Below are 24,282 nucleotides of genomic sequence, written 5' to 3' on the forward strand. Positions count from 1 at the left end.
TATTATTTTAAATTATTAATAATTAAGAAAAATAAGGTAATAATATAATTGATTAATTGAAAGGAGGTAATTGTATGAACCATAGACTTGAAACATCTGTTGCAGGTAGAACATTAAAACTTGAATTCGGAAAAGTGGGAATGTTATCTAATGCTGCAATTTTAATGAGTTATGGAGATACAGTTGTATTAGTAAACACAAATGCCTCAGAGAAACCTAGAGAGGGTATTGATTTCTTTCCTTTAAGCGTTGAGTATGAAGAAAGATTATATGCTGCAGGCAAAATACCAGGAGGCTTTATAAAAAGAGAAGGAAAACCTTCAGAAAAGGCAATCTTACATGGTAGAGCAATAGATAGACCTTTAAGACCACTATTCCCAGATGGATATAGAAATGATGTACAAATAGTGTGCACTGTTGTATCTGTAGAAAACGATAATTTACCTGAAATATTAGCAATTAATGCTGCTTCTACAGCATTATGCCTATCTAGTATACCTTTCCAAGATCCAGTAGGTGCAGTGTCTGTTGGACTTATTGATGAAGAGTTTATATTAAATCCAACTTCTAAACAAAGAGAATCTAGTACTTTAAATTTAACAGTATGTGCTACCAAAGATAGAGTAATAATGATTGAAGCTGGTGGAGATGAGATACCAGAAGATGTTATGTACAATGCTATAATATTTGGATTTGAAAAATGCCAAGAAATAGTTAAGTTTCAAGAAGAAGCTATGTCTAAATTTGGAAAAGAAAAAATGCTTCCAAACTTATATGTAGTAGAAGAAGAACTTCAAAAAGAAGTTAAAAACTTTAGTTTTGATATGATAAATGAAGCTATGCACATAACAGATAAAGATGATAGAAATAAAGCTATGTCTGAAGTTAAAGAAAAGATAAGCGCTGAATTTGATGAAAAATATCCAGACAATAAGTCAGATATTGCTGATGTAATCTATAAAATTCAAAAACAAGTGGTTAGAAAAATGATCCTAGTAGAAAAGAAAAGACCAGATGGAAGAGCTTTTGACCAAGTAAGACCTCTAAGTTGTGAGGTTGCTTTATTACCAAGAACTCATGGAACAGGACTTTTTACTAGAGGATTAACTCAAGTATTAACAGTTGCAACTCTTGGAGCATTAAGCGATGTTCAAATATTAGATGGCATAAGTGAAGAAGAATTTAAAAGATATATGCATCATTACAATTTCCCATCCTACAGTGTAGGAGAGGTAAGACCTTTAAGAGGACCAGGAAGAAGAGAAATTGGCCATGGAGCTCTAGCAGAAAAAGCTCTAGAACCATTAATTCCTTCAGAAGAAGATTTCCCATACACTATAAGACTAGTATCCGAAGTATTAAGCTCTAATGGTTCAACATCACAAGCTAGTGTTTGTGCAAGTACTTTAGCTTTATTAGACGCGGGAGTACCTATAAAACGCCCTGCTGCAGGTATAGCTATGGGTCTTGTTACTAGTGAAGATTTGTCTGAAGAAGAAATATTAACAGATATACAAGGTATTGAGGATTTCTTTGGAGATATGGACTTTAAAGTAGCAGGAACTGAGAGAGGAATTACAGCAATACAAGTTGATACTAAAATAAAAGGATTATCTAAGGATTGCATTAAAAATAGTATAGAAGCAGCTAAAAAAGCTAGGTTGCACATTTTAGAAAAGATGAATGGGTGTATACCTGAAGCTAGAGAAGAGGTTTCTAAGTATGCTCCTAAGACTTATAGTATGAACATACATCCAGATAAGATAAGAGAAGTAATCGGAGCAGGTGGAAAAACTATTAATAAAATAATAGCTGAAACCGGAGTTAAGATTGACATAAAGGAAGATGGAAAGATATTTATAACTTCCAATGATTCAGCAGGTGGAAAACAAGCAATGAAAATCATTGAGGATCTAACAAAAGAAGTTAAATCAGGAGAAATATATCTTGGAAAAGTAACTAAGATAACTCAATTTGGAGCTTTTGTTGAAATTCTTCCTAATAAAGAAGGGCTAGTTCATATCTCTAAGTTAGATGTTAACAGAGTAAATAAAGTTGAGGATGTTGTATCTGTTGGAGATGAAATATTAGTAAAGGTTACTGAAATTGATAACCAAGGCAGAATAAATTTATCTAGAAAAGATGCAATAAAAGATACTGAAAATAAAGATGATAATGATGATAAATAAAAATAGAAGGGCATAAGTGCCTTTTTATTTTTTACTGGAGGTTTTTATGTATAATTTATTTAAACTAGATAACGGATTAAGAGTTATTGTAGAAAAAATTGATTATGTTAAATCTGTTAGTGTGGGGCTTTGGGTGGAAAATGGATCAAGAAATGAAAATTTATTAAATAATGGTATCTCTCATTTTATAGAGCATATGCTTTTTAAAGGCACAGAAAATAGAACCGCAAAGCAAATTGCAGAAGAAATAGAAGATGTAGGTGGACAAATAAATGCCTTTACAGGTAAAGAAGCCACTTGTTTTTATACTAAAACTTTAGATTCTCATCTAGAACTTAGTCTCGATGTAATTTCAGATATGCTTTTTAATAGTAAATTTGAGGATAAAGATATTGAGAAAGAAAAAAGTGTAATAATTGAAGAAATAAATATGAATGAAGATTCTCCAGAAGATGTACTTTCTGATATTCATAGTATTTCAGTATGGGGAAAGGATCCTATATCATATCCAATATTAGGAACTGCAGATACTATTAGATCTTTTAATAAGGATATCTTAAAGGAGTACATAGAAGAATATTATATACCTGAAAACTCAGTTTTATCCATATGTGGAAACGTAGATATGGCTATAATTGAGAAATTAGTTAAAAAGTACTTTGGCACCTGGAAATCTACCAATAAAAAGGTAGCAGAATATTCCTCACCAGATATACTAAATCAACATTTTTATAAGCAAAAACCCATAGAACAATTACATATAAACCTTGGTGTAAGAGGAGTCCCCTTAGGAAATGATGATGTGTATACATTACTTCTTTTAAATAGCGTATTTGGGGGAAGTGTGTCATCCATATTATTTCAAAAGGTAAGAGAGGAATTAGGGCTATGTTATAGTGTCTATTCTTATCTTTCATCATATAATAATACAGGAATACTAAATATTTATACTGGAGTTAACCCAAATCAAGGGGCAGAGACTATTAAAGTAATAAATGAAGAACTAAACAAATTTGTAATTAACGGAATCAGCAAAGAAAGATTATTTAAATCTAAGGAACAAATAAAAGCTAATTATATATTAGGATTAGAAAGTATGAGTAGCAGAATGTTCAGCAATGGTAAATCTGTTTTGTTTTTAAATCGAGTGAATAAACCTGAAGATGTGATGATGAAAATAGATAAAATAAGTCAGGATTCTATTAATCATATTTTTAGTAGTTGTTTTAAAGAAGGCATTTTAAATTCTGCCTTTGTAGGAAATATAGATTTAAATAGTTTATCTATGAAAACTGGAATGGATATTAAGGAACTAATTTAGTATCTAGGCTATAGATTTATCCCATTATTATTGCCTTTAATTATAGTAATAAATCTTGTAACCTCTACATAAATTATAACAGTACAATTTTAGGGAGGAAATTTTAATGGGAGATAATATTAAATTATATAGCGAAATGGAGAAATATGAGATTATTAATATTAATGATGGTGAAAAGTATAACTATTTAGGTAATAATGATATAGTTATTGATAACCAAGGTTTGTTTAAACTTTTAATTGTACATAACTTTAAAGGTAAATTTAATTTCTTTGGCAATGAAGAATTTTATGAAATACCTTGGGAGTATGTAAAAAAAATAGGAGCTAGGACTATTATTATTGATATAGAAGAAAAGATTATAAAAAAAACCAAGCTTTAATTTATAATATATTAAATTAACTTCAAAAAGACCCTTTAGGGAGGATGAGTGTATGAAAATACTAGTTCAAAAATTTGGAGGCACTTCTGTATCCACAGTGGATAGACGAAAGTTAGTTATTGAAAAGGTAGTTAAAGCCAAAAAACAAGGGTATAGCCCAGTTATCGTAGTATCTGCCATGGGGAGAAAAGGAGATCCCTATGCTACAGATACTTTATTATCTTTGATTAGAGATGGCTTTAAGGAGGATAATCCTTTGGCTACAGATTTGCTTATGAGTTGCGGAGAAATTATAAGCTCCGTGGTAATGTGTGATGAATTTTATAAACACGGATTAAAAGCTTTGCCTTTAACAGGCGGGCAAGCAGGGATTGTTACTAATGAAAATTATAACGATGCATCTGTAGTTAGGGTGAAACCAGAAAGAATATTGGAATTATTAAAAGAAGATATTATTCCTGTTGTTACAGGATTTCAAGGATATAATGAAAAAGGACACTTTACTACATTAGGTAGAGGTGGAAGTGATGTTACAGCTTCTTTACTTGGAGTTGCATTGAATTCTGAAGAAATAGACATATATACAGATGTAGATGGAATAATGACAGCAGATCCAAGAATAGTTATAGAACCAAATTTAATACATGCTATAAGCTATAATGAAGTATTTCAATTAGCTGAGCAAGGAGCTAAAGTAATACATCCTAGAGCTATTGAAATAGCCATGGAAGGTAATATTCCTATAAAGATAAAAAATACTCTAAGTGATTCTGAAGGTACATTGATAAATAGTCTAGGAGAAAAATCTAAAGATTCTATAGTTACAGGAATAACCCATGTAGGTAGTAGAACACAGATACATGTTAAGTTTGACTGCAATGAAAACAGTAATTACTATGATGATATATTCGATATGTTAGCAGATAACTCTATAAGTATTGATTTAATCAATGTATTTCCAAAGGAAAAAATATTTACTATTGACTCTAAAGACGAACTGAAATTAATGGGTATAATGGATAAGTTAGAATTAAAATATACCGCTATAGGTAACTGTAGCAAGGTAGCTATTATAGGTAATAGAATAAGAGGGGTGCCAGGAGTAATGGCTAAAATATTAAAAATACTTAGAGAAGCAAACATTGAAATACTACAAACAGCGGATTCGCATACTACTATATGGTGTTTAATTTCTAGTAATGATGTAGAAACAGCTATTAATTTACTTCATAACAACTTTTTAAAATAACAAGTATAATATACCCTCCATATGAACAAAATAAGTTCATATGGAGGGATGAAAATGAAGTTTATAAATAGTAACAATGACTCTGATGAAACTAATAGTGAAGTAAAGGAACAGATAGATAATATAAAAGAACTTGGAAGAGTTGAATCATCCATTTTTAATGAAGAAATTCAAATATTGCCAATCATAGGTCAGATTGAAGGTCATGGTGTACTACCACCACAAACTAAAACCACAAAATATGAACATGTAATACCTAACCTTATAGCTATGGAGCAAAGTAATAAGGTTAAAGGAGTCTTAATTGTATTAAATACCGTAGGTGGAGATATTGAAGCAGGTTTAGCCATAGCGGAAATGATAAACAGCTTAAGTAAGCCTACAGTATCCCTAGTTATAGGTGGTGGACACTCCATTGGTGTACCTTTAGCCACCTCAGCAGAGTACTCCTTTATATCCCCATCAGCTACTATGATAATACATCCTATAAGAATGAACGGATTAGTTATAGGAGCACCTCAAACCTTTAATTATTTTAATAAAATGCAAGAGAGAGTAAATGACTTCATATTAAGAACTTCAAATATTGAAATAGATACTTTAAAGAGTTTGATGATGGAAACAAATGAGTTATTAAATGATATGGGCACAATACTCATTGGAGATGAAGCTGTAAATTATGGATTAATAAATGAAGTTGGTGGAATAAAGGACTCTATTAAAAAATTAAAATCTATGATTAATGATAAACCATAGGCTTATTCCTGTGGTTTATTACTTTCTAAAAATTATTTAAAAGGATATTTATTTATTTCGTAGAATATAACTATGGGGTGAAATATATGGCAAACACAAAGAAAAAGAAGAAAAAAGATTATGATGAAGATTTTAAAAAAGAAATTATAGGTATAGTATTTATAACAATAGGTATATTTTTATTTATAAATGTTATAACTTCCTCCTTAGGAATACTAGGCCAAGCTTTAAACAAAATAACTTGGTCTTTATTAGGTATAGGAACTTACTTCTTGCCTATGATCTTTGTATTTTATGGGATAAGCATATTACTGAGAAAAGATACTATGGATAGAAGATTTATAGGGATTTCAGTATTTCTATTTAATTCTATACTATTCCTTCAAATGATATATATAGATAACTATTATGTAGATAGTTTTTATGAAGGTATAAAAGTTATTATAAATACCTCTAGCAAGTTACATGGAGGAATTTTAGGGTATATTATAGATGTTCCTTTATATAAATTAATAGGTAAGACAGGATCTATAATATTATTTGTTGCTATCTATGTTATAACTATGATAATAATATTTAATTTTTCTCTTTATAATATTGCTAATAATCTTAAAAATCAAAGCAAATCTAAAGAAAAAACCAAAAGCAATAAAACAAATAATAGACAAAAGGAACAATTAAATGTAGCTTTAGATGAGACTTCACTAGAAAGTACTAAGGAAAGAGAAGAATTTATAAAAGGAATAAATAATAAGATAAAGATATTAGACTTTATGAAGAATTCATCAGTAGATGTAGAAGAAGAAATTCCTATAGATACATATGAAGCTGCAACTTCTAGTTCTAAGCTAGAGAAGGATGTTAAAGAAAGTATAAGTGAAGAAATCTCCTCAAAGATAGAAGGAAATCAAAGAAATATTCAATATGAGTTTCCTGGTTTGGATCTTTTAAATATAAATACTAATCTTAAATTAAATAAAGATGATAAAAAGGATTTATTAACCAGCGCATCTAAATTAGAAGAAACACTAAACAGTTTTGGCGTAGAGGCAAAAATAATTCAGGTTACAAAGGGACCTTCTGTAACAAGATATGAACTCCAACCTAGTGCTGGAGTTAAGGTAAGTAAAATTGTTAATCTCTCTGATGATATAGCTTTAAGTCTTGCAGCTAGTGGAGTAAGAATAGAAGCACCTATCCCCGGAAAATCCGCAGTAGGTATTGAAGTGCCAAACAAAGATATAACTGCTGTATTCTTAAAGGAAGTGGTGGAATCTGAAGAATTTGAAAATAACACTAAAAATTTAGCTTTTTCACTTGGTAAAGATATTGGTGGAAATTGTGTAGTAGCAGATTTAACTAAAATGCCTCACTTACTTATTGCAGGAGCTACCGGTTCTGGTAAGAGTGTATGTATAAATACATTAATAATAAGTCTTTTATATAAGTATTCTCCTGATGAAGTAAAACTACTTATGGTAGATCCTAAAATGGTTGAACTAAATGTTTATAATGGTATACCTCATCTTTTAATACCAGTAGTTACAGATCCTAAAAAGGCTGCTGCAGCATTAAATTGGGCTGTAAATGAAATGACTAGGAGATATAAATTGTTTGCAGATTGCGGAGTAAGAAATATAGAAAGTTATAATGAGTTATTCTACAAAGAAAAGATTACTGAGAAACTTCCTTGGATAGTTATAATTGTTGATGAGCTTGCAGACCTTATGATGGTGTGTCCTCACGATGTAGAAGATTATATAGGTAGACTATCACAAATGGCAAGAGCTGCAGGTATGCATTTAGTTATAGCTACCCAAAGACCATCTGTAGATGTCATAACTGGAGTTATTAAAGCTAATATACCTTCAAGGATTTCTTTTTCTGTATCTAGTCAGGTGGACTCTAGAACCATATTAGATTCTGCTGGTGCAGAAAAGCTTCTTGGTAAGGGTGATATGTTATTTTATCCAGTTGGGGAGTCAAAGCCTTTAAGAATCCAGGGTGCTTTTATTTCTGAAGAAGAAGTGGAAAGAGTTGTAACCTTTATAAAAGAACAACAATTGAATAAGGAAGACTATGAGGAGAAGATATTAGAGCACATAAATGAAGAAATAAAGAGCGAAGATCCGGGTAGTGAAGAGGATGAACTTTTAGAAGAAGCTATACGAATTGTAGTAGAGGCTAATCAGGCATCCACTTCGTTACTTCAAAGAAGGTTAAGAATTGGATATAATAGGGCAGCTAGGATCATGGAACAATTAGAAGAAAAGAGGGTAATATCCCCTAGAGATGGAAGTAAGCCTAGAGAAGTATTATTATCTAAAGAAGATATTTAATAAAAATAAAAAAACTCTTGTTTAATACTAAAAAGAGATTTAAAATTAATGTGTATATTTAAGTGACGTAGGAGGAAAAAAATTGAGCAAGTATAAAGTAGGTTTAGTCAGCTTAGGTTGTGATAAAAACAGAATTGACTCTGAAATAATTTTAAGTAAATTAAATGATGAATATGAAATTACTAATGATCCTAAAAAAGCAGATATTATAATAGTAAATACCTGTGGTTTTATTGAAAAATCAAAACAAGAATCTATTGATACCATTCTTGAGATGGGCGAGTTTAAAAATAAATATAAATGCAAATTATTAATTGCTACAGGGTGTCTAACTCAAAGATATGGAAAAGATTTAAGTGAGTTGATGCCTGAAATAGACATAATAATGGGTGTTAATGATTATGCAAAGCTTACCTCTTATATAAAAGATTTTATGAATAATCATAAAAAAATAGTTAGTTGTAATTTTAGCCACCATAACATAAATGAAGGTGAAAGAGTAATAACTACTCAAGGACATACAGCCTATATAAGAATTGCAGAAGGTTGTGATAATTTTTGTACCTATTGTATAATTCCAAAGATTAGAGGTAACTTTAGAAGTAGAAAGATTGAAAGTATATTAGAGGAAGCAACAAAACTTAGTGAAGCAGGAGTTAAAGAACTTATTTTAGTTGCTCAGGATACTACAAGATATGGTGAAGATATTTATAATAAAAAGATGCTACCAACTTTATTAAAAGAACTAAGCTTAATTAAAGGTATAGAGTGGATAAGAGTTCTTTACTGTTATCCAGAACAGGTTACTGACGAACTCATATATGAGATAAAGGATAATGAAAAGGTATGTAAGTATCTAGATATACCTATACAACATATTAGCAGTAGTGTGTTAAAAAAAATGGGTAGAAAAACAAATAAGGAGCAAATCACTAAGGTTATAGAAAAATTAAGATTTAATATTCCAGAAATAGTTTTAAGAACTTCAATTATTGTAGGTTTTCCAGGAGAGACGGAAGAGGATTTTAAAGAGTTAAAAGATTTTGTTAAAGAATATAAATTAGACAAATTAGGTGTATTTACTTATTCACAAGAAGAGGGTACTCCAGCAGCCATTATGGAAGATCAAGTTGAAGAGGAAATTAAGGGTAAAAGAGAAAAAGAATTAATGCTAATTCAAAAGGATGTATCTAGTCATATTAACTCTAAAAAGATTAATAAAATATATGATGTTATTATTGAAGGATATGATGGAGAGGTATATCATGGGAGAAGCAGTGAAATGTCTCCAGAAATTGATGGATTAATCCTATTTAGAAGTGAAAAAACTTTAGAAAAAGGAAATATAGTAAAGGTTAAAATAAATCAATGCTCTGAATATGATCTAATGGGGGTTGTTTGTGATGAATCTTGCAAATAAACTAACAATAATAAGAATATTTTTGGTACCTGTATTTCTTATTTTCATAGCTGCTCAAGATATTCCTTATGGAACAGTGATAGCTACGGTTATATTTATATTAGCTGCATTAACAGATAAACTAGATGGTTACATAGCCAGAAGTAGAAATCAAATAACTAAGTTTGGTAAGTTTATGGATCCCCTAGCTGATAAGCTACTGGTTACAGCTGCCTTAGTATCTTTAGTAGAATACCAGATAGTGCCAGGTTGGGCTGCTATTATAATAATTGCAAGAGAATTTGCTGTAACTGGACTTAGGACTGTAGCTGCCTCTGATGGTACAGTAATTGCAGCTAGTTGGTGGGGAAAGCTTAAAACTGTAATTCAAATTATAGCTATAATACTACTTCTGTTGCAAGTGAACATAGCTTCTCAACCAGAGTTTGCTCAAAAGGTATCTAGTAGTGAGTTTCTTAATAGTTTCTTTAATTGGGCTCCACAAACATTTTTATATTTAGCTGTAGTTATAACTATAGTTTCTGGTGTAGATTACTTCATAAAAAATAAAGAGGCTATAAAGATAGATAAATAGTCAACTTGTTGATTAAAACAATAAAATATGGTAATAATGTTATATAAAGGTTCCTATGCAAGTAGGGACTTTTAATATATGTTGACTACTAAGAGATTTTATTTTATAATATAATAGAACTAACGTTCGCGAGAGGATGGTGACCCTAATGGGTAATTTTGATAATGAAAAGTTAAAAGCTATTGAAGCTGCTATGAGTCAAATTGAAAAACAATTTGGTAAAGGTTCAATAATGAAGTTAGGTGAACATAATATATTAACTGTAGATGCTGTTTCCACAGGATGCCTAGATCTTGATATTGCATTAGGTATAGGTGGAGTACCTAGAGGTAGAGTGGTTGAAATATACGGTCCTGAATCTTCAGGTAAGACTACCGTTGCTTTGCATATAGTAGCAGAGGCTCAAAGAAAAGGTGGAGCAGCTGCTTATATAGATGCAGAACACGCTTTAGATCCTAGTTATGCAAAGGTATTAGGGGTAGATATAGATAACTTAATAGTATCTCAACCAGATACAGGAGAGCAAGCTTTAGAAATTGCAGAGGCTTTAGTTAGATCTGGAGCAGTAGATGTAATAGTAGTAGATTCTGTAGCAGCTTTAGTTCCAAGAGCTGAAATAGAAGGGGAAATGGGAGACTCACACGTAGGGTTACAAGCAAGACTTATGTCTCAAGCCTTAAGAAAGCTGGCTGGTAGTATTAATAAATCAAAATGTGTTGCTATATTCATAAATCAGTTAAGAGAGAAGGTTGGAGTAATGTTTGGTAATCCAGAAACTACTCCAGGGGGAAGAGCTCTTAAATTCTATTCTTCTGTAAGACTAGATATAAGAAGAATAGATTCTATTAAGCAAGGTGACGATATAGTAGGTAACAGAACAAGGGTAAAGGTTACTAAAAATAAAGTGGCTCCTCCTTTTAAACAAGCTGAATTTGATATAATGTATAATGGTGGAATTTCAAAAGAAGGTAATATATTAGACGTAGGTGTTAAAGAAGAAATAGTCCAAAAAAGTGGTGCTTGGTTTTCTTATAAGGATATTAGGTTAGGACAAGGAAGAGAAAATGCTAAACAATATTTAAAAGAAAATCCAGTAGTTATGAATGAAATAGATAATCTTATAAGAGAAAAGTTTAATTTACCATTAAATAAGCTTGAAGATAAAGCAATGGATTCAAATAAAGCAATAGAGGCAAAAGAAGAAAAAACAAAAAAATAAGTTTTTCCTAAAAACTGCAAGACTCTGTTCTTGCAGTTTTTAAATACTATTAATCTTGACACAAAATTAAATTTAAAATATAATATAGACAAATACTGGTTTATCATACTCAAATTATATTTATGAAAATAAATAAGACACCTTTTCTAAGCAATGTGTTGACTAAAGTATAAATTCACATAGAAAGCTAAGGAGGTGTTGTAGACTATGGATTCAGTCGTAAAAATAATACTAGTAGTTATTGGTATATTAATACTAGCTGGTATTGCTATATATGTTCTATTCCATAACAAAATACAAGAATCTAAAAAGAAAATTTTAGAAATGGAAAAAGAGGCTGAAGCAGTACTTGATAACGCAAAAAAAGAATCAGAGAACTTAAAGAAAGAGGCAATTTTAGAAGCAAAAGAAGAGGTTCATAAGTTAAGAAGTGATTTTGAAAAAGAATCTCGTGAAAGAAGAAATGAAATTCAAAGGTTTGAAAGAAGATTAATACAAAGAGAAGAGGCTTTGGACAAAAAGAGTGACTCATTAGAAAAGAAAGAAGAAAATTTAAGTAAAAAATTACAACAAGTAGAGGAACTTGAAAATGGAGTGAAAAACTTATATTCACAACAAAGACAAGAACTTGAAAGAATTTCAAGTTTATCTGTAGAAGAGGCAAGACAGATATTACTGGAAGAAGTAAGTAAAGAAATTAAACATGAAGCTGCTGTTATGATCAAAGAAGTTGAATCAAAAGCTAAAGAAGAAGCTGATAAGAGGGCAAGAGAAATAGTAACTTGTGCTATACAAAGATGTGCAGCAGATCATGCATCTGAAACTACAGTTCATGTAGTAGCTTTACCTAATGACGAAATGAAAGGCAGAATTATAGGTAGGGAAGGTAGGAACATACGAACTCTTGAAACTTTAACAGGAGTAGATTTAATTATTGATGATACTCCAGAAGCTGTTATTTTATCTTGCTTTGATCCAATAAGAAGAGAAGTTGCAAGAATAGCATTAGAAAAATTGATCGTTGACGGTAGAATTCACCCAGCACGTATTGAGGAAATGGTAGAAAGAGCTAAAAAGGATGTAGAAAATGATATAAAAGAAGAGGGAGAACAAGCGACCTTTGAAACTGGTGTTCATGGATTACATCCTGAATTGGTAAAACTTTTAGGAAGATTAAAGTACAGAACAAGCTACGGCCAAAATGTACTAAAACATTCTATGGAAGTTTCTTATCTAGCTGCTTTGATGGCATCTGAACTTGGTTTAGATCCAACTATAGCAAAAAGAGCGGGTTTGTTACATGATATAGGTAAGGCTTTAGATCATGAAATAGAAGGGCCGCATGCCCTAATAGGAGCTGATGTTGCTAAAAAATATCATGAATCACCTATAATAGTCAATGCTATAGGAGCACACCACGGTGATGTTGAAATGCAATCTCTTGAAGCTGTATTGGTTCAGGCTGCAGATGCTATATCCGCCGCTAGACCAGGAGCTAGAAGAGAGACCTTGGAAGCTTACATTAAGCGTCTTGAAAAATTAGAGGAAATTGCAAACACACATGAAGGTGTTGAAAAATCATACGCTATACAAGCTGGAAGAGAAATTCGAATTATGGTCAAACCAGATCAAATTGACGATGCAGGAGCTATAGAAATGGCAAGAAATATCGTTAAAACAATAGAAAGTGAATTAGAATATCCAGGACAAATAAAAATTAATGTTATAAGAGAAACTAGAGCTATAGACTACGCCAAATAATTTTTAAAATACATTTTGCTAAAGCAAAATGTATTTTATTTTTTTGACAACAATGAAATATAAATCTTAAAAGAATGAAATATAAAAAGGTTTTTTTACATAGGTGTAGAATAATTATAATATAGTAGTTATAGTAAAATCAGCTAATATTTAATAATAAAATCTAGTAGGTGATTTTATATTTAGGGGGTAAAACTAATGGAAGTATTAAAAGTATCTACTAAATCAAATCCAAATTCAGTAGCTGGAGCGTTGGCGGCTATATTAAAAGAAAAAAACATGGTAGAAATCCAATCTATAGGAGCAGGAGCTGTGAACCAAGCAATAAAAGCCATAGCCATAGCTAGAGGTTTTGTTGCTCCAAGTGGAAAAGATGTTGTTTGTGTACCTGCATTTACCGATATTGAAATTGATGGTGAAGAGAGAACTGCAATTAAACTTATAGTTCAATGTAGATAATAATTCAAAAGGACTTGTATATGTCAGGTCCTTTTGAATTTTTAAACTATTCAATTTATTTCAGGATTTTAGGTATTTACAATTGACAGAATTAATGGTATATTTTTAATATATGAATGTTATCTTTCATTTTTTAGAAAATAGGTGTTACTAATGCAATATGCTGATCTACATCTTCATTCATATTATTCTGATGGTCTTTTTAGTCCTGAAGAAATAGTTAAAAAAGCAACAGATAAAAACATAAGATATATTTCTATAACAGATCATGATACTATAAATTATAATATTAATGATTTAAAGATTAATAGTAAAAGCACTTTATTAATTCCTGGTATAGAATTAAGTTCAGAGTATTTAGATGAAGAAGTTCATATTTTAGGATATTTTATAGATACAAAAAATAAAAAACTTCAGGAGTATCTAAATTTAATTCAGAATGCGCGTGTTTATAGAGTGGAAGAAATGCTAAGAAAATTAAGAACTCATAATATATATATTGATTTTCACGAGCTAGATATAAGTAATTCTAATTCTATAGGCAGGGCTCATATAGCTAAAGCTATGATATCAAAAGGGTATGTAAAAAATTTCAAAGAAGCTTTTTATAATTATTTATCAAAAAATAGATGCGCCTATGTTCCAAGATATAAAATTCCTTATAAAGATGCTTTGGGCCTTATTAAAGATATAGGTGGTATATCTTCTTTGGCTCATCCGGGTGAAATTTATAAGGGTATAAATTTAGAGGCTATGGTAAAGGATTTCAAAGCCTATGGATTAACTTCTATAGAAGTTTTCCATCCTTCTCATAATATTAAAGAAACTAATGATTATTATAACCTATCAAGTAAATACAAATTTCTTATAACAGGGGGAAGCGATTGCCACGGAAATGCTATAAATGGTGAATTGCTTATGGGAACCTATGGATTGAGTGAAAAGTTAATGAATAAAATTATAAAATATATGTTTAATAATGGGGGAGATATAAATGAACTTTTCTTGTAAAGCTGAGCAAATTGCTCCATCTTTAACTTTAGCTATAACAGCTAAAGCTAAAAAAATGAAAGCGGAAGGTATAGACGTAATAGGATTTGGAGCTGGTGAACCTGACTTTAATACACCGGAGAATATCCAAAAGGCTGCAATTGAGGCTATGAAAAAAGGTCTAACAAGGTATACACCTGCATCTGGAATTAGTGAGCTAAAGGATGCCATTATTAAAAAGTTTAAAAATGACAATGGATTATCCTATACTCAATCACAAATAATAATATCTACAGGAGCAAAACAGTGTTTGGCAAATGTTTTTCAAGCTATATTGAATCCTGGAGATGAGGTTATTGTTCCAACACCATATTGGGTAAGCTACCCTGAATTAATAAGCTTAGCAGATGGTGTACCTGTTTATGTAAACAGTGGAGATGAGAATAACTTTAAATATACAGTAGAAGACTTAAAAGCGGTTCTTACTAATAAAACAAAGGCTATAATAATAAATAGCCCTAACAATCCAACAGGAACTATATATAACAAAAAAGAACTTCAACAAATTGCTGAATTTTGTAAAGAAAATGATATAGCGATAATTTCTGATGAAATATATGAAAAATTAATATATGGAAACAAAGAACATGTAAGTATAGCTAGTGTTTCAGAAGATGCTTATAATAGAACTATAGTTATAAATGGTGTATCTAAATCCTATGCTATGACAGGTTGGAGAATAGGTTATGCTGCTGGTCCTGAAAAGATAATTAAATTAATGTCTAATATACAAAGTCATACTACATCAAATCCTAATTCTATAGCTCAATATGCAGCTGTAGAAGCTCTTGAGGGGGAACAAGAAACTATAAAATTCATGATAAATGAATTTAGAAACAGAAAAGACTATATGGTGGATAGAATAAATAATATAAATAGTATATCTTGTATAAATCCAGATGGTGCTTTCTACGTTATGATAAAAATAGATACTCTCTTAAATAAAAATTTTAATGGAGAAATTATAAAGGATTCAATGGATTTCTCAAGATTACTTTTAGAATGCGAAAAGGTTGCAGTAATACCTGGAGATGCTTTTGGTGTTAATAATTACATAAGATTATCTTACGCTACATCTATGGAAAATATAAAAGAAGGTTTAAATAGAATAGAAAGTTTTATAAATAAAATAAAATAAAAGTTTTAAAACTCCCCATTTCGTGGTATATTATTATTATATTCTTGAGATGGGGAGTGTTGTTATGAATAATAAATTAGAATTATTTCTACCAGTAGATGGAACAGTAAAACCAATATCAGAAGTAAACGACTACCTATTCAATAAAAAAATAATGGGTGAAGGGGTAGCTATAGAACCCAAAGGGAATTATTTATATGCTCCTATTGATGGAGAAATAACATTGGTTTATGAAGGTAGACATGCTTTAGCTATAAAAACCGATGCAGGACTTCAGATACTAATACATCTTGGTATTGACTCGGTAAAGTTAAATGGAAAAGGTTTTGCTTATTATGTGAATGAAGGAGATAAGGTGAAAAAAGGGGAAAAGATTTTATTTTTTGATAAAGAATACATAGAAAAATATGCTTCTACTACAACTCCTATAGTTATTACAAATTCAGAACTTATTTCCAATATTACTTTTAATTACAAGGCAAATAAAGTTGGAGATTTATTAATGGAAGTGAATTTAAAGTAATTATATGAATCTAATTGCTTTAAACTGTTGAACTATGCTATAAACATGTTATAATATAGTAGTTAATAATTAAATTTTAAAGAGGTGAATACAAAATGGTTTCAAGAGAAGTAGTTGTAAAAAATGCTACTGGTCTTCATGCTAGACCAGCAACATTACTTGTAAAAAAGGCATCTTCATTCAAATCAGATATCAGTGTAGAGTTTAATGGTAAAAAAGCTAATGTTAAAAGCTTAATAGGAGTTTTATCTCTTGGAGTGACAAAAGATTCTAAGATAACTGTTATCGCTTCTGGTGACGATGAAACTCACGCTGCAGAAGAAGTTGTTAAATTAATTGAATCATTAGAAGAATAATTATAAAAATACTCCTTATTGGGAGTATTTTTATTTGCTAATTTTTATAGATTTAGTTTTTAAAACAAATATAAGTAGATTTAGTCCAGAAACGCCTACCAAAATATATACTATTCTTTCTATAACATTTACTGTTCCAAAGAGCACATTGAAAAAGTTTATATCAGCAATACCTATAAGCCCCATATTTATAGCCCCTAATATAACCAATACAAAAGATATTTTATCTAAAATATTTAACTTATACATTAGTATCCCCCTTATAATAAATATACTAATATTATTTTATTAATATAAATTTAAAATAGAACTCTTTTGTTAAATATGATATAATACGAATGATAATAGAAATAAAACTAAAGATATTCGTGTGGAGGTTAATTATGAGAAATAAATATTCAACACCATTGAATAGTAGATATTCATCTAAAGAAATGAGTTATATTTTTTCTGACCAATACAAATTTACCACTTGGAGAAAGCTTTGGGTAGCTTTAGCTAAATGCGAAAAAGAATTGGGTTTGGATATAACTGAAGAACAAGTTTTAAAATTAGAAGAAAATATATACAATATAAACTATGATGACGCAGAGAGAAAAGAAAAAGAAATAAGACATGATGTAATGAGCCATATTTATGCTTATGGATTACAATGTCCGGAGGCTAAGGGAATAATTCATCTAGGTGCAACAAGTTGCTTTGTAGGAGACAATACAGATCTTATAGTTATGAAAGAAGCATTACTTCTTATAAAAAAGAAATTATTAAACATAATGAGTTCTTTAGCTGATTTTGCATTAAAATATAAAGATATGCCTACTTTAGGTTTTACACACTTCCAGCCAGCTCAACTTACCACCGTAGGTAAAAGGGCTACTTTATGGATTCAGGATCTTATGTTAGATCTGGAAAATTTAGATTTTGCAATAGACAAATTAAAATTCAGAGGAGTTAAGGGAACTACAGGGACTCAAGCTAGTTTTATGAATTTGTTTAACAACGACGAAGAGTTGGTTAAAAAACTTGATAAAATGGTAGCTAATGAGTTTGGGTTCGAAGATAGTTATGATGTTACTGGTCAAACTTATCCTAGAAAAGTGGATTCTATAGTGCTTAACACTCTTTCTGAAATAGCTCAAAGTGCATACAAGTTTAGTAATGACTTAAGAATACTACAAGGTATGAAGGAAATGGAAGAACCTTTCGAAGAAAATCAAGTAGGCTCTTCCGCTATGGCTTATAAACGAAACCCTATGAGATCGGAGAGATTAGGAGCTTTAGCGAGATTTGTTATTGTTAACTCTTTAAATCCAGCTATAACAGCTTCTACTCAATGGTTCGAGAGAACACTAGATGATTCAGCTAATAAAAGAATAGCTGTATCAGAAGCTTTTCTAGCTCTGGATGGAGTGTTAAATCTTTATTTAAATATCTCTTCTAATTTAGTGGTTTACGATAAGATAATTCAATCCCATGTAGCTAGCGAGTTACCTTTTATGGCTACAGAGAATATATTGATGGAAGCTGTGAAAATGGGAGGGGATAGACAAGAACTTCATGAAAGAATAAGAATCCATTCTATGGAAGCAGCTAAAAGGGTGAAAAAAGAGGGGTTAAACAACGATTTAATCGAGAGAATAAAACAGGATGAAGCCTTTCTTTTAAGCGAGGAAAGAATTATGGAGATTATAGATCCTAATAAGTTTGTAGGAAGAGCTCCGGGGCAAGTGGTAGATTTTATTGAAAATAAGATAAATCCCATGCTTCAAAATAACTCAAATTTAATTGGGTGCAATACTGAAATTAATGTATAAAAAACAATGGATAAAAGCATTTTGCTTTTATCCATTGTTTTTCTATTTAAGTTGATTTTAAATTAAATGATTTATTTCAAATCTAATTTTATTTGAAACTTTTAGATGTGTTTTTCGTATTTTAAATTTGCAAATTTAAAATTTATGGTTTAATTTTAAATTGGAGCTTTAGATTTATACGGAATTGTTAGGAATCTGAAATGAATTTATACATCAAAATAATATGAAATATTAAATTCTTAGTTATCTTTTAGTTCTTTATAATGTACAATTTAAATGGAATTATATAAATTTTATATAATTTTGCATAATAATAACGTCGCTAAATATACATTTAGCGACGTTGCTTTACTTTTTTAATAAGGTGATGTAAAATATACATGAGAAATAGGGTTAATTAATAAGAATTTAGGTGGTAAAAATGAGATATAATATAAAATCAATGTATAACTCTTCCCTTCCTTTATGTGTTACTGATTTCTTAGGTTATTTAGAAACTATAAAAGGAAAATCAACCAACACTATAGAAGCCTATAAAACAGATTTAATTATGTTTTTTAGGTTCCTTAAAATATACAAAGGTATTTCAGATGATAATTTAGAATTTGAGGATATTTCTATTAATGATATTGATGAAAAGTTTTTAGTCAGCATAACTTTAACCGACTTATATGCCTTTATATCTTTTGCTGAAAAATATAGAAAAAACGGCAATTACGCTAGAGCTAGAAAAGTAGCTACATTAAAATCCTTTTTTAAATACTTACATAGTAAAGCTAAAATTATAGATGAAAACCCAGCAACAGAATTGGAATCTCCTAAAATAAACCAGAGACACCCCGTTTACTTGACTCTTAATGAAAGTAAGAAACTTTTAGCTTCCATGAATATAAAGGAAAAATATTATGAAAGAGATTATTGTATAATAACCTTGTTTCTTAATTGTGGTTTAAGATTATCTGAGTTATGTAGTATAAACCTTTCAAAAATTAAAGGAGATACCCTAAGTATTGTTGGAAAAGGAAATAAAGAAAGGACAGTTTACTTAAATAAGATTACTTTGAATGCTATAGAAAACTATTTGAAAGTTAGAGATGTTTCGAAGGTTTCAGATGAAGATAAGGATGCCTTATTTATAAGTTCCAAAAATAGACGTATAAATAAAAGAAGCGTAGAAAGAATAGTAAAAAAGCATATAGAAGTAGCTGGGCTAGATGTAGAAAAATACACTCCTCACAAATTGAGACATACTGCAGCTACATTAATGTACAAGCATGGTAATGTAGATATAAGAAGTTTGCAAGAAATACTAGGTCATGAGAATATTTCTACCACCCAAATCTACACCCATGTTGATGACGAGAGATTAAGGGAAGCTGTAAGTTTGAATCCCCTTAATGATGAAATTCTATAATTTTATAAAAAATAATAGAATATATGTCAAGGAATATTACCTTTTGTGTATTTTTAAAATTCGAAAGAATATTACAGAGCAAATAAAAAAGTAAAGGAGAGATTTATCCTCCCCTTACTTTTTTAGTGTTATTAAACCCGGAAACTCTTCATGAGCTAATAATTTAAAATACTCTTCATTTTCTAGTATTTTTTTTATTTCTTCAAAATCTTCAATATAATATATTTCTTCATCAGCATCAGCATTAGTAGTTTCAACATCATACTCAAGTTCAGTTGAAGTATCTTTATTATCAATATTATCTTCTTTATATAAAAAATCCTCTAACTCATCTTGAAACATCATACTCTCTACTTTATTTGTAGCTATTTCATCTATATCTATAGATCTTATATCTGATTTATCCAAACCTAAGCACTTGCAACAATTGTCACAGATTTTATTAGGAAAAATATCACATATATCATCCTGAGATAAATCCTTTGAAATATGTTTTGTTAAAAATTTATCATTATGCATATAATCACCCTTTAGTTAAAATTTTATATTAAACTTCGAAAATTAATTATATCAATATAAAGAATAAAAATCAAATTGGTTATATTTTTAATGGCTAAGAATTTATTGTATTTGAAATTAAATATTATATTACCTATAGTACGTAGAAATAAGTATAAAAGAACATAAGTTTGATTAACAATAGATTATATGATATAATAAATTAAGATTGTGAGGTGTTTATTAATGGCAGAACATAAGAGCTCAAAGCAAGAGGAAATATACACATTTTTAAAGAGTTATACAGAAGAAAAGGGATATCCCCCTTCAGTTAGAGAAATATGTGAAGCTGTGTCTTTAAGATCCACTTCTACCGTTCACGGACATTTAAAAAGATTAGAAAAAAAAGGACTTATAAAAAGAGATCCCACCAAGCCAAGAGCCTTAGAAATATTGGAACTTTCTATGCAAAAAAAAGAAATGGTAGATATTCCTATTATGGGAAAGGTAACTGCAGGCATGCCTATTTTAGCTGTAGAAAATATAGAAGACACCTTTTCTATACCAATGAATTTTGTTAAGCATGATAAAGATTTATTTATGCTAAAAGTTAGCGGTGATAGTATGATAGATGCCGGAATATTTAATGGAGATCTTGCTATTATTGAAAAAATACAAACAGCTATTAATGGAGATATTGTTGTAGCTTTAATAGAAAATGAAGCAACTATAAAGCGTTTTTTTAAAGAAGATGACCATATAAGGCTTCAACCTGAAAATAAGACTATGGATCCTATAATAGTAAATGATTGTGCGATTTTAGGTAAATTAGTAGGTATATATAGAAGATATTAAACTATAATAAAAACACTAGAGTTACTAGTGTTTTTATTATTTTTAATCTATCACTACCATCGCTGATACTCCTTTAGGAAAATAAGCAATGCCATATGCCTAGATAAGTCAAACTTATTTTTAGATTAAGTTACAAACTTTATCTAAAGCTAAAAGTTACCTGACAATTTTTGATAATGCAATTAATACTCCGAGCTTACCATGATCAAAGGTTAAACCACCTTGAAGATACGCTATATAAGGATCTCTTATAGGAGCATCTGCAGAAAGTTCTATAGAAGATCCTTGAATAAATGCCCCTGCAGCCATTATAACTTGATCATTATATCCCGGCATATCCCAAGGTTCACACTCTACAAAGGAATCTACAGGGGAACCTTTTTGTATCCCCTTACAAAAATTAATTAAATTATCTTTATGATTAAATTTAATAGCTTGTATTATATCACTTCTTTTATCATCAAATTTCGGAAGTACTTCAAATCCTGCAAGCTCCATCAATCTTGCAGTAAATACAGCTGTTTTAACAGCTTCCATGGCTATATGGGGTGCTAAAAATAATCCCTGGAATAATAATCTCATTACCCCAAAAGTTGATCCACACTCCCCTCCTATTCCTGGTACAGTTAATCTAAAAGCAGCTTGGTTAACATATTCCTCTCTCCCTGCTATATATCCACCAGTAGGAGCAATACCGCCACCTATATTTTTAATTAAAGAACCCGCAACCAAATCAGCTCCAACATCAGTAGGTTCTGTTACATCTATGAATTCCCCATAGCAATTATCTACAAATATAATTACGTCTTCTCTTATTTTTTTAATAAATTTACACATTTGTTCTATTTCTGAGATTAAGAAGGAGCTTCTCCATCCATAACCTGTAGATCTTTGAATATGTACTAATTTTATACTTTTATCCTTCAACAGTTCCTCTTCTACCCTTTTAAAATCAACTTTACCATCTATCAATTCTAGTTGCTTATAATTTACTCCATACTCTCTAAGGGAGCCTATATTTTCATCACCATTTATACCAATTACTCCATGTAATGTATCGTATGGAGTACCGCAAATACTTAACATAGTATCTTTCGGCCGTAAATTTCCAAAAAGAGCTGTTCCTATTGCGTGAGTGCCATTTACAAAGTGAGGTCTTACTAAAGCAGCTTCTGCATTAAACACCCTAGCATAAACTTTATCCAGAGCATCTCTACCTATATCTCCATATCCATAACCAGAAGAATTTGTAAAATGAGTATCACTTATTCTCTCCTCTTGCAATGCTGATAAAACTTTTGCTTGATTATATTCTCTTATTTCATCATATATTCTAAATTGTGATTCCACATCAAGTAAAGCTTGTTCATATAATTCTAAAACCCTATCACTTATATTATATTTAAATTTATACAATTCTTTTGTAGATTTAAGCATATTATCTCCTCCGAAGTTTAAATTACGTTTTTAATATTAACACATAAAAAGGAAATAGGCAAACCTAGTTGCCTATTTAACATCAAGTGATTCTTAAGCTCAGGTGGAGTTTACCAAGAGGAAACATCTTCCTCTGATCTTTAAAAGAAGCTATCCAAAAGAGCCTACCAGCCCTTATCATCCACCTAGAGAAGATGGTGTATCACAATTACTATCTCTCTGATAAATATGTTGATTAATTTTCAATAAAATATGTGCTATTTGTGTCTCTACTCTTCATTATTTTCTTCTGAGTTATTAAAAAGAATAGGTTTTAATGGAGTAATTGTTGTAACAGCATGCTTATATACCATCATTTGCTTTCCATCACAATCTAGTATAACAGTAAAACTATCAAATCCTCTAACTAATCCTTTAAGCTGAAAACCATTTGTAAGATATATAGTAACAGGTATCCTATTTTTTCTTGCTCCATTCAAAAATATATCTTGTAAATTATTTGTTGATTTATTCATATTCTCACCCTCCAAAATTCACTTAAAGTTATTATTCTATGTGTTCATATAAAATCCCTTTTTAAAGTCCATTATATTTTATTATTAAACTCATTGATTATATTGTTTACTATCTCTTCTTCTGTATATATATCCTTATCAATATATTTTACTCTTGGATCTTTTCTAAACCAAGTTAGTTGTCTTTTAGCATAATTTCTAGATCCTTGCTTAATTATTTCTATGGCCTTTTCTAAAGTTATGTCTCCATTCAAAGCAAATAATATTTCTTTATAGCCTATACCTTGCATAGACTGCATTTTTGCATCATATCCCATAGATTTTAATTTTATAACTTCATCTAAAAGCCCCTTATCCATCATTATATCCACTCTTCTATTTATACGATCATATAGCTTTTCCCTATTCATAGTAAGTACATAATAATGCAAATCATAAGGAATGTCATACAAATCATTTCTTTTAAAGGAACTAAAAGTTCTTCCGGTAATATGATGTACTTCTAAAGCCCTTATAACTTTTTTTAAGTTATTGGGATGTATTTCCTTATAACTTTCACTGTCAATATCCTCTAACAAGCTATGCACGTGTTCTTTTCCTTTTTCGGCAGCTAGATTTTCTAACTTTTTTCTATAATCTAAATCTTTATCACCTTCAGTAAAATCTAAGTTACAAATAATAGAATCAATATACAAACCTGTGCCCCCTACTATTATAGGTATTTTACCTCTATTAAAGATTTGTTGGATTTTTTCCTTAGCTAAAACCTTATATTCAGCTACAGTGAAAGGCTCTTCAGGAGCTATTATGTCTATTAAATGATGAGGTATTTCTTCTCTGATGTTTTCTTCCACTTTGGCTGAACCTATATCCATATATTTATAAATTTGCATTGAATCAGCGGAAATTATTTCACCATTAATTTCTCTAGCTAATTTAATGGAAATATCCGTCTTACCAACTCCTGTTGGTCCGCTTATTATTATAAGTTTTTTTTTCATTAATATCACCTT

At 30.1% G+C, this 24,282-nt stretch carries 23 protein-coding genes; 18 read left to right on the top strand and 5 right to left on the bottom strand.

Annotation, left to right across the window (positions count from 1 at the left end; all coding sequences use genetic code 11):
- Positions 1-74: 74 nt before the first annotated feature.
- From KQI89_RS02670 to KQI89_RS02740, 15 genes are all read left to right on the top strand, one after another.
- Positions 75-2,189 carry a polyribonucleotide nucleotidyltransferase gene (locus KQI89_RS02670; protein ID WP_216455785.1) on the top strand — a complete coding sequence of 705 codons (2,115 nt, stop codon included), beginning with the start codon at positions 75-77 and terminating at the stop codon, positions 2,187-2,189.
- Between the two features lie 46 nt (positions 2,190-2,235).
- Positions 2,236-3,510 (top strand): M16 family metallopeptidase, encoded by a 1,275-nt coding sequence (locus KQI89_RS02675; protein ID WP_216455786.1) that lies wholly within the window; start codon positions 2,236-2,238, stop codon positions 3,508-3,510.
- 106 nt (positions 3,511-3,616) lie between these two features.
- Positions 3,617-3,892, top strand: coding sequence for a YlmC/YmxH family sporulation protein (locus tag KQI89_RS02680; RefSeq protein WP_032121591.1), 276 nt, complete (start codon positions 3,617-3,619; stop codon positions 3,890-3,892).
- Between the two features lie 52 nt (positions 3,893-3,944).
- Positions 3,945-5,141 carry an aspartate kinase gene (dapG, locus tag KQI89_RS02685; protein WP_216455787.1) on the top strand — a complete coding sequence of 399 codons (1,197 nt, stop codon included), beginning with the start codon at positions 3,945-3,947 and terminating at the stop codon, positions 5,139-5,141.
- A gap of 54 nt (positions 5,142-5,195) precedes the next feature.
- On the top strand, positions 5,196-5,897 hold the full coding sequence (locus tag KQI89_RS02690; protein ID WP_032121593.1) for a ClpP family protease: 702 nt from the start codon (positions 5,196-5,198) through the stop codon (positions 5,895-5,897).
- Between the two features lie 86 nt (positions 5,898-5,983).
- Positions 5,984-8,236 carry an FtsK/SpoIIIE family DNA translocase gene (locus KQI89_RS02695; protein ID WP_216455788.1) on the top strand — a complete coding sequence of 751 codons (2,253 nt, stop codon included), beginning with the start codon at positions 5,984-5,986 and terminating at the stop codon, positions 8,234-8,236.
- 82 nt (positions 8,237-8,318) lie between these two features.
- Complete coding sequence (gene rimO / locus KQI89_RS02700; protein ID WP_216455789.1) at positions 8,319-9,656, top strand: 30S ribosomal protein S12 methylthiotransferase RimO; 1,338 nt, start codon at positions 8,319-8,321, stop codon at positions 9,654-9,656.
- Positions 9,640-10,230: a CDP-diacylglycerol--glycerol-3-phosphate 3-phosphatidyltransferase gene (gene pgsA, locus KQI89_RS02705; protein ID WP_216455790.1), complete on the top strand. Its 591-nt coding sequence runs from the start codon at positions 9,640-9,642 to the stop codon at positions 10,228-10,230. Before rimO ends, pgsA begins: the two co-directional genes overlap by 17 nt.
- A gap of 148 nt (positions 10,231-10,378) precedes the next feature.
- Complete coding sequence (gene recA / locus KQI89_RS02710; protein WP_032121597.1) at positions 10,379-11,449, top strand: recombinase RecA; 1,071 nt, start codon at positions 10,379-10,381, stop codon at positions 11,447-11,449.
- A gap of 207 nt (positions 11,450-11,656) precedes the next feature.
- Positions 11,657-13,210 carry a ribonuclease Y gene (gene rny / locus KQI89_RS02715; protein WP_032121598.1) on the top strand — a complete coding sequence of 518 codons (1,554 nt, stop codon included), beginning with the start codon at positions 11,657-11,659 and terminating at the stop codon, positions 13,208-13,210.
- Positions 13,211-13,408: 198 nt separating this feature from the next.
- A complete protein-coding gene (locus KQI89_RS02720) occupies positions 13,409-13,669 on the top strand; it encodes a stage V sporulation protein S (protein WP_032121599.1) in 261 nt (86 codons plus the stop codon).
- A 153-nt stretch (positions 13,670-13,822) separates the two neighbouring features.
- Positions 13,823-14,680 (top strand): PHP domain-containing protein, encoded by an 858-nt coding sequence (locus KQI89_RS02725; protein WP_216455791.1) that lies wholly within the window; start codon positions 13,823-13,825, stop codon positions 14,678-14,680.
- A complete protein-coding gene (locus KQI89_RS02730) occupies positions 14,664-15,857 on the top strand; it encodes a pyridoxal phosphate-dependent aminotransferase (protein WP_216455792.1) in 1,194 nt (397 codons plus the stop codon). The genes KQI89_RS02725 and KQI89_RS02730 overlap by 17 nt, the downstream gene beginning before the upstream one ends.
- A gap of 64 nt (positions 15,858-15,921) precedes the next feature.
- Positions 15,922-16,380: a PTS sugar transporter subunit IIA gene (locus KQI89_RS02735; protein ID WP_216455793.1), complete on the top strand. Its 459-nt coding sequence runs from the start codon at positions 15,922-15,924 to the stop codon at positions 16,378-16,380.
- A gap of 95 nt (positions 16,381-16,475) precedes the next feature.
- Positions 16,476-16,736: an HPr family phosphocarrier protein gene (locus KQI89_RS02740; RefSeq protein WP_032121602.1), complete on the top strand. Its 261-nt coding sequence runs from the start codon at positions 16,476-16,478 to the stop codon at positions 16,734-16,736.
- A 30-nt stretch (positions 16,737-16,766) separates the two neighbouring features.
- Here the strand turns inward: KQI89_RS02740 and KQI89_RS02745 are convergent, their stop codons facing one another.
- Positions 16,767-16,985, bottom strand: a complete 219-nt coding sequence (locus tag KQI89_RS02745; RefSeq protein ID WP_216455794.1) for a DUF378 domain-containing protein — start codon at positions 16,983-16,985, stop codon at positions 16,767-16,769.
- 134 nt (positions 16,986-17,119) lie between these two features.
- Between KQI89_RS02745 and purB the strand changes: the two genes are divergently transcribed.
- Positions 17,120-18,550 carry an adenylosuccinate lyase gene (gene purB, locus KQI89_RS02750; protein ID WP_216455795.1) on the top strand — a complete coding sequence of 477 codons (1,431 nt, stop codon included), beginning with the start codon at positions 17,120-17,122 and terminating at the stop codon, positions 18,548-18,550.
- Positions 18,551-18,971: 421 nt separating this feature from the next.
- On the top strand, positions 18,972-19,964 hold the full coding sequence (locus tag KQI89_RS02755) for a tyrosine recombinase XerC (RefSeq protein WP_216455796.1): 993 nt from the start codon (positions 18,972-18,974) through the stop codon (positions 19,962-19,964).
- A 114-nt stretch (positions 19,965-20,078) separates the two neighbouring features.
- Here KQI89_RS02755 and KQI89_RS02760 read toward each other — a convergent pair whose 3' ends face one another.
- The gene (locus KQI89_RS02760; protein WP_216455797.1) at positions 20,079-20,483 is read right to left on the bottom strand and encodes a hypothetical protein; all 405 of its coding nucleotides are present in this window, start codon (positions 20,481-20,483) and stop codon (positions 20,079-20,081) included.
- Between the two features lie 225 nt (positions 20,484-20,708).
- Between KQI89_RS02760 and lexA the strand changes: the two genes are divergently transcribed.
- Positions 20,709-21,317 carry a transcriptional repressor LexA gene (gene lexA / locus KQI89_RS02765; protein WP_216455798.1) on the top strand — a complete coding sequence of 203 codons (609 nt, stop codon included), beginning with the start codon at positions 20,709-20,711 and terminating at the stop codon, positions 21,315-21,317.
- 156 nt (positions 21,318-21,473) lie between these two features.
- On the opposite strand, the gene KQI89_RS02770 is transcribed toward lexA, so the two are convergent.
- The 3 genes from KQI89_RS02770 to miaA form a co-directional block, all read right to left on the bottom strand.
- Positions 21,474-22,754 (bottom strand): methionine gamma-lyase family protein, encoded by a 1,281-nt coding sequence (locus KQI89_RS02770; RefSeq protein ID WP_032121608.1) that lies wholly within the window; start codon positions 22,752-22,754, stop codon positions 21,474-21,476.
- 269 nt (positions 22,755-23,023) lie between these two features.
- Entirely contained in the window at positions 23,024-23,269 is a 246-nt protein-coding gene (gene hfq, locus KQI89_RS02775) for an RNA chaperone Hfq (RefSeq protein ID WP_032121609.1), read from the bottom strand.
- Positions 23,270-23,340: 71 nt separating this feature from the next.
- Positions 23,341-24,270, bottom strand: coding sequence for a tRNA (adenosine(37)-N6)-dimethylallyltransferase MiaA (gene miaA / locus KQI89_RS02780; RefSeq protein ID WP_216455799.1), 930 nt, complete (start codon positions 24,268-24,270; stop codon positions 23,341-23,343).
- Between the last annotated feature and the right edge of the window lie 12 nt (positions 24,271-24,282).

This window comes from Clostridium simiarum (assembly GCF_018919175.1).
Taxonomy (GTDB): Bacteria; Bacillota; Clostridia; order Clostridiales; family Clostridiaceae; genus Clostridium_L; species Clostridium_L simiarum.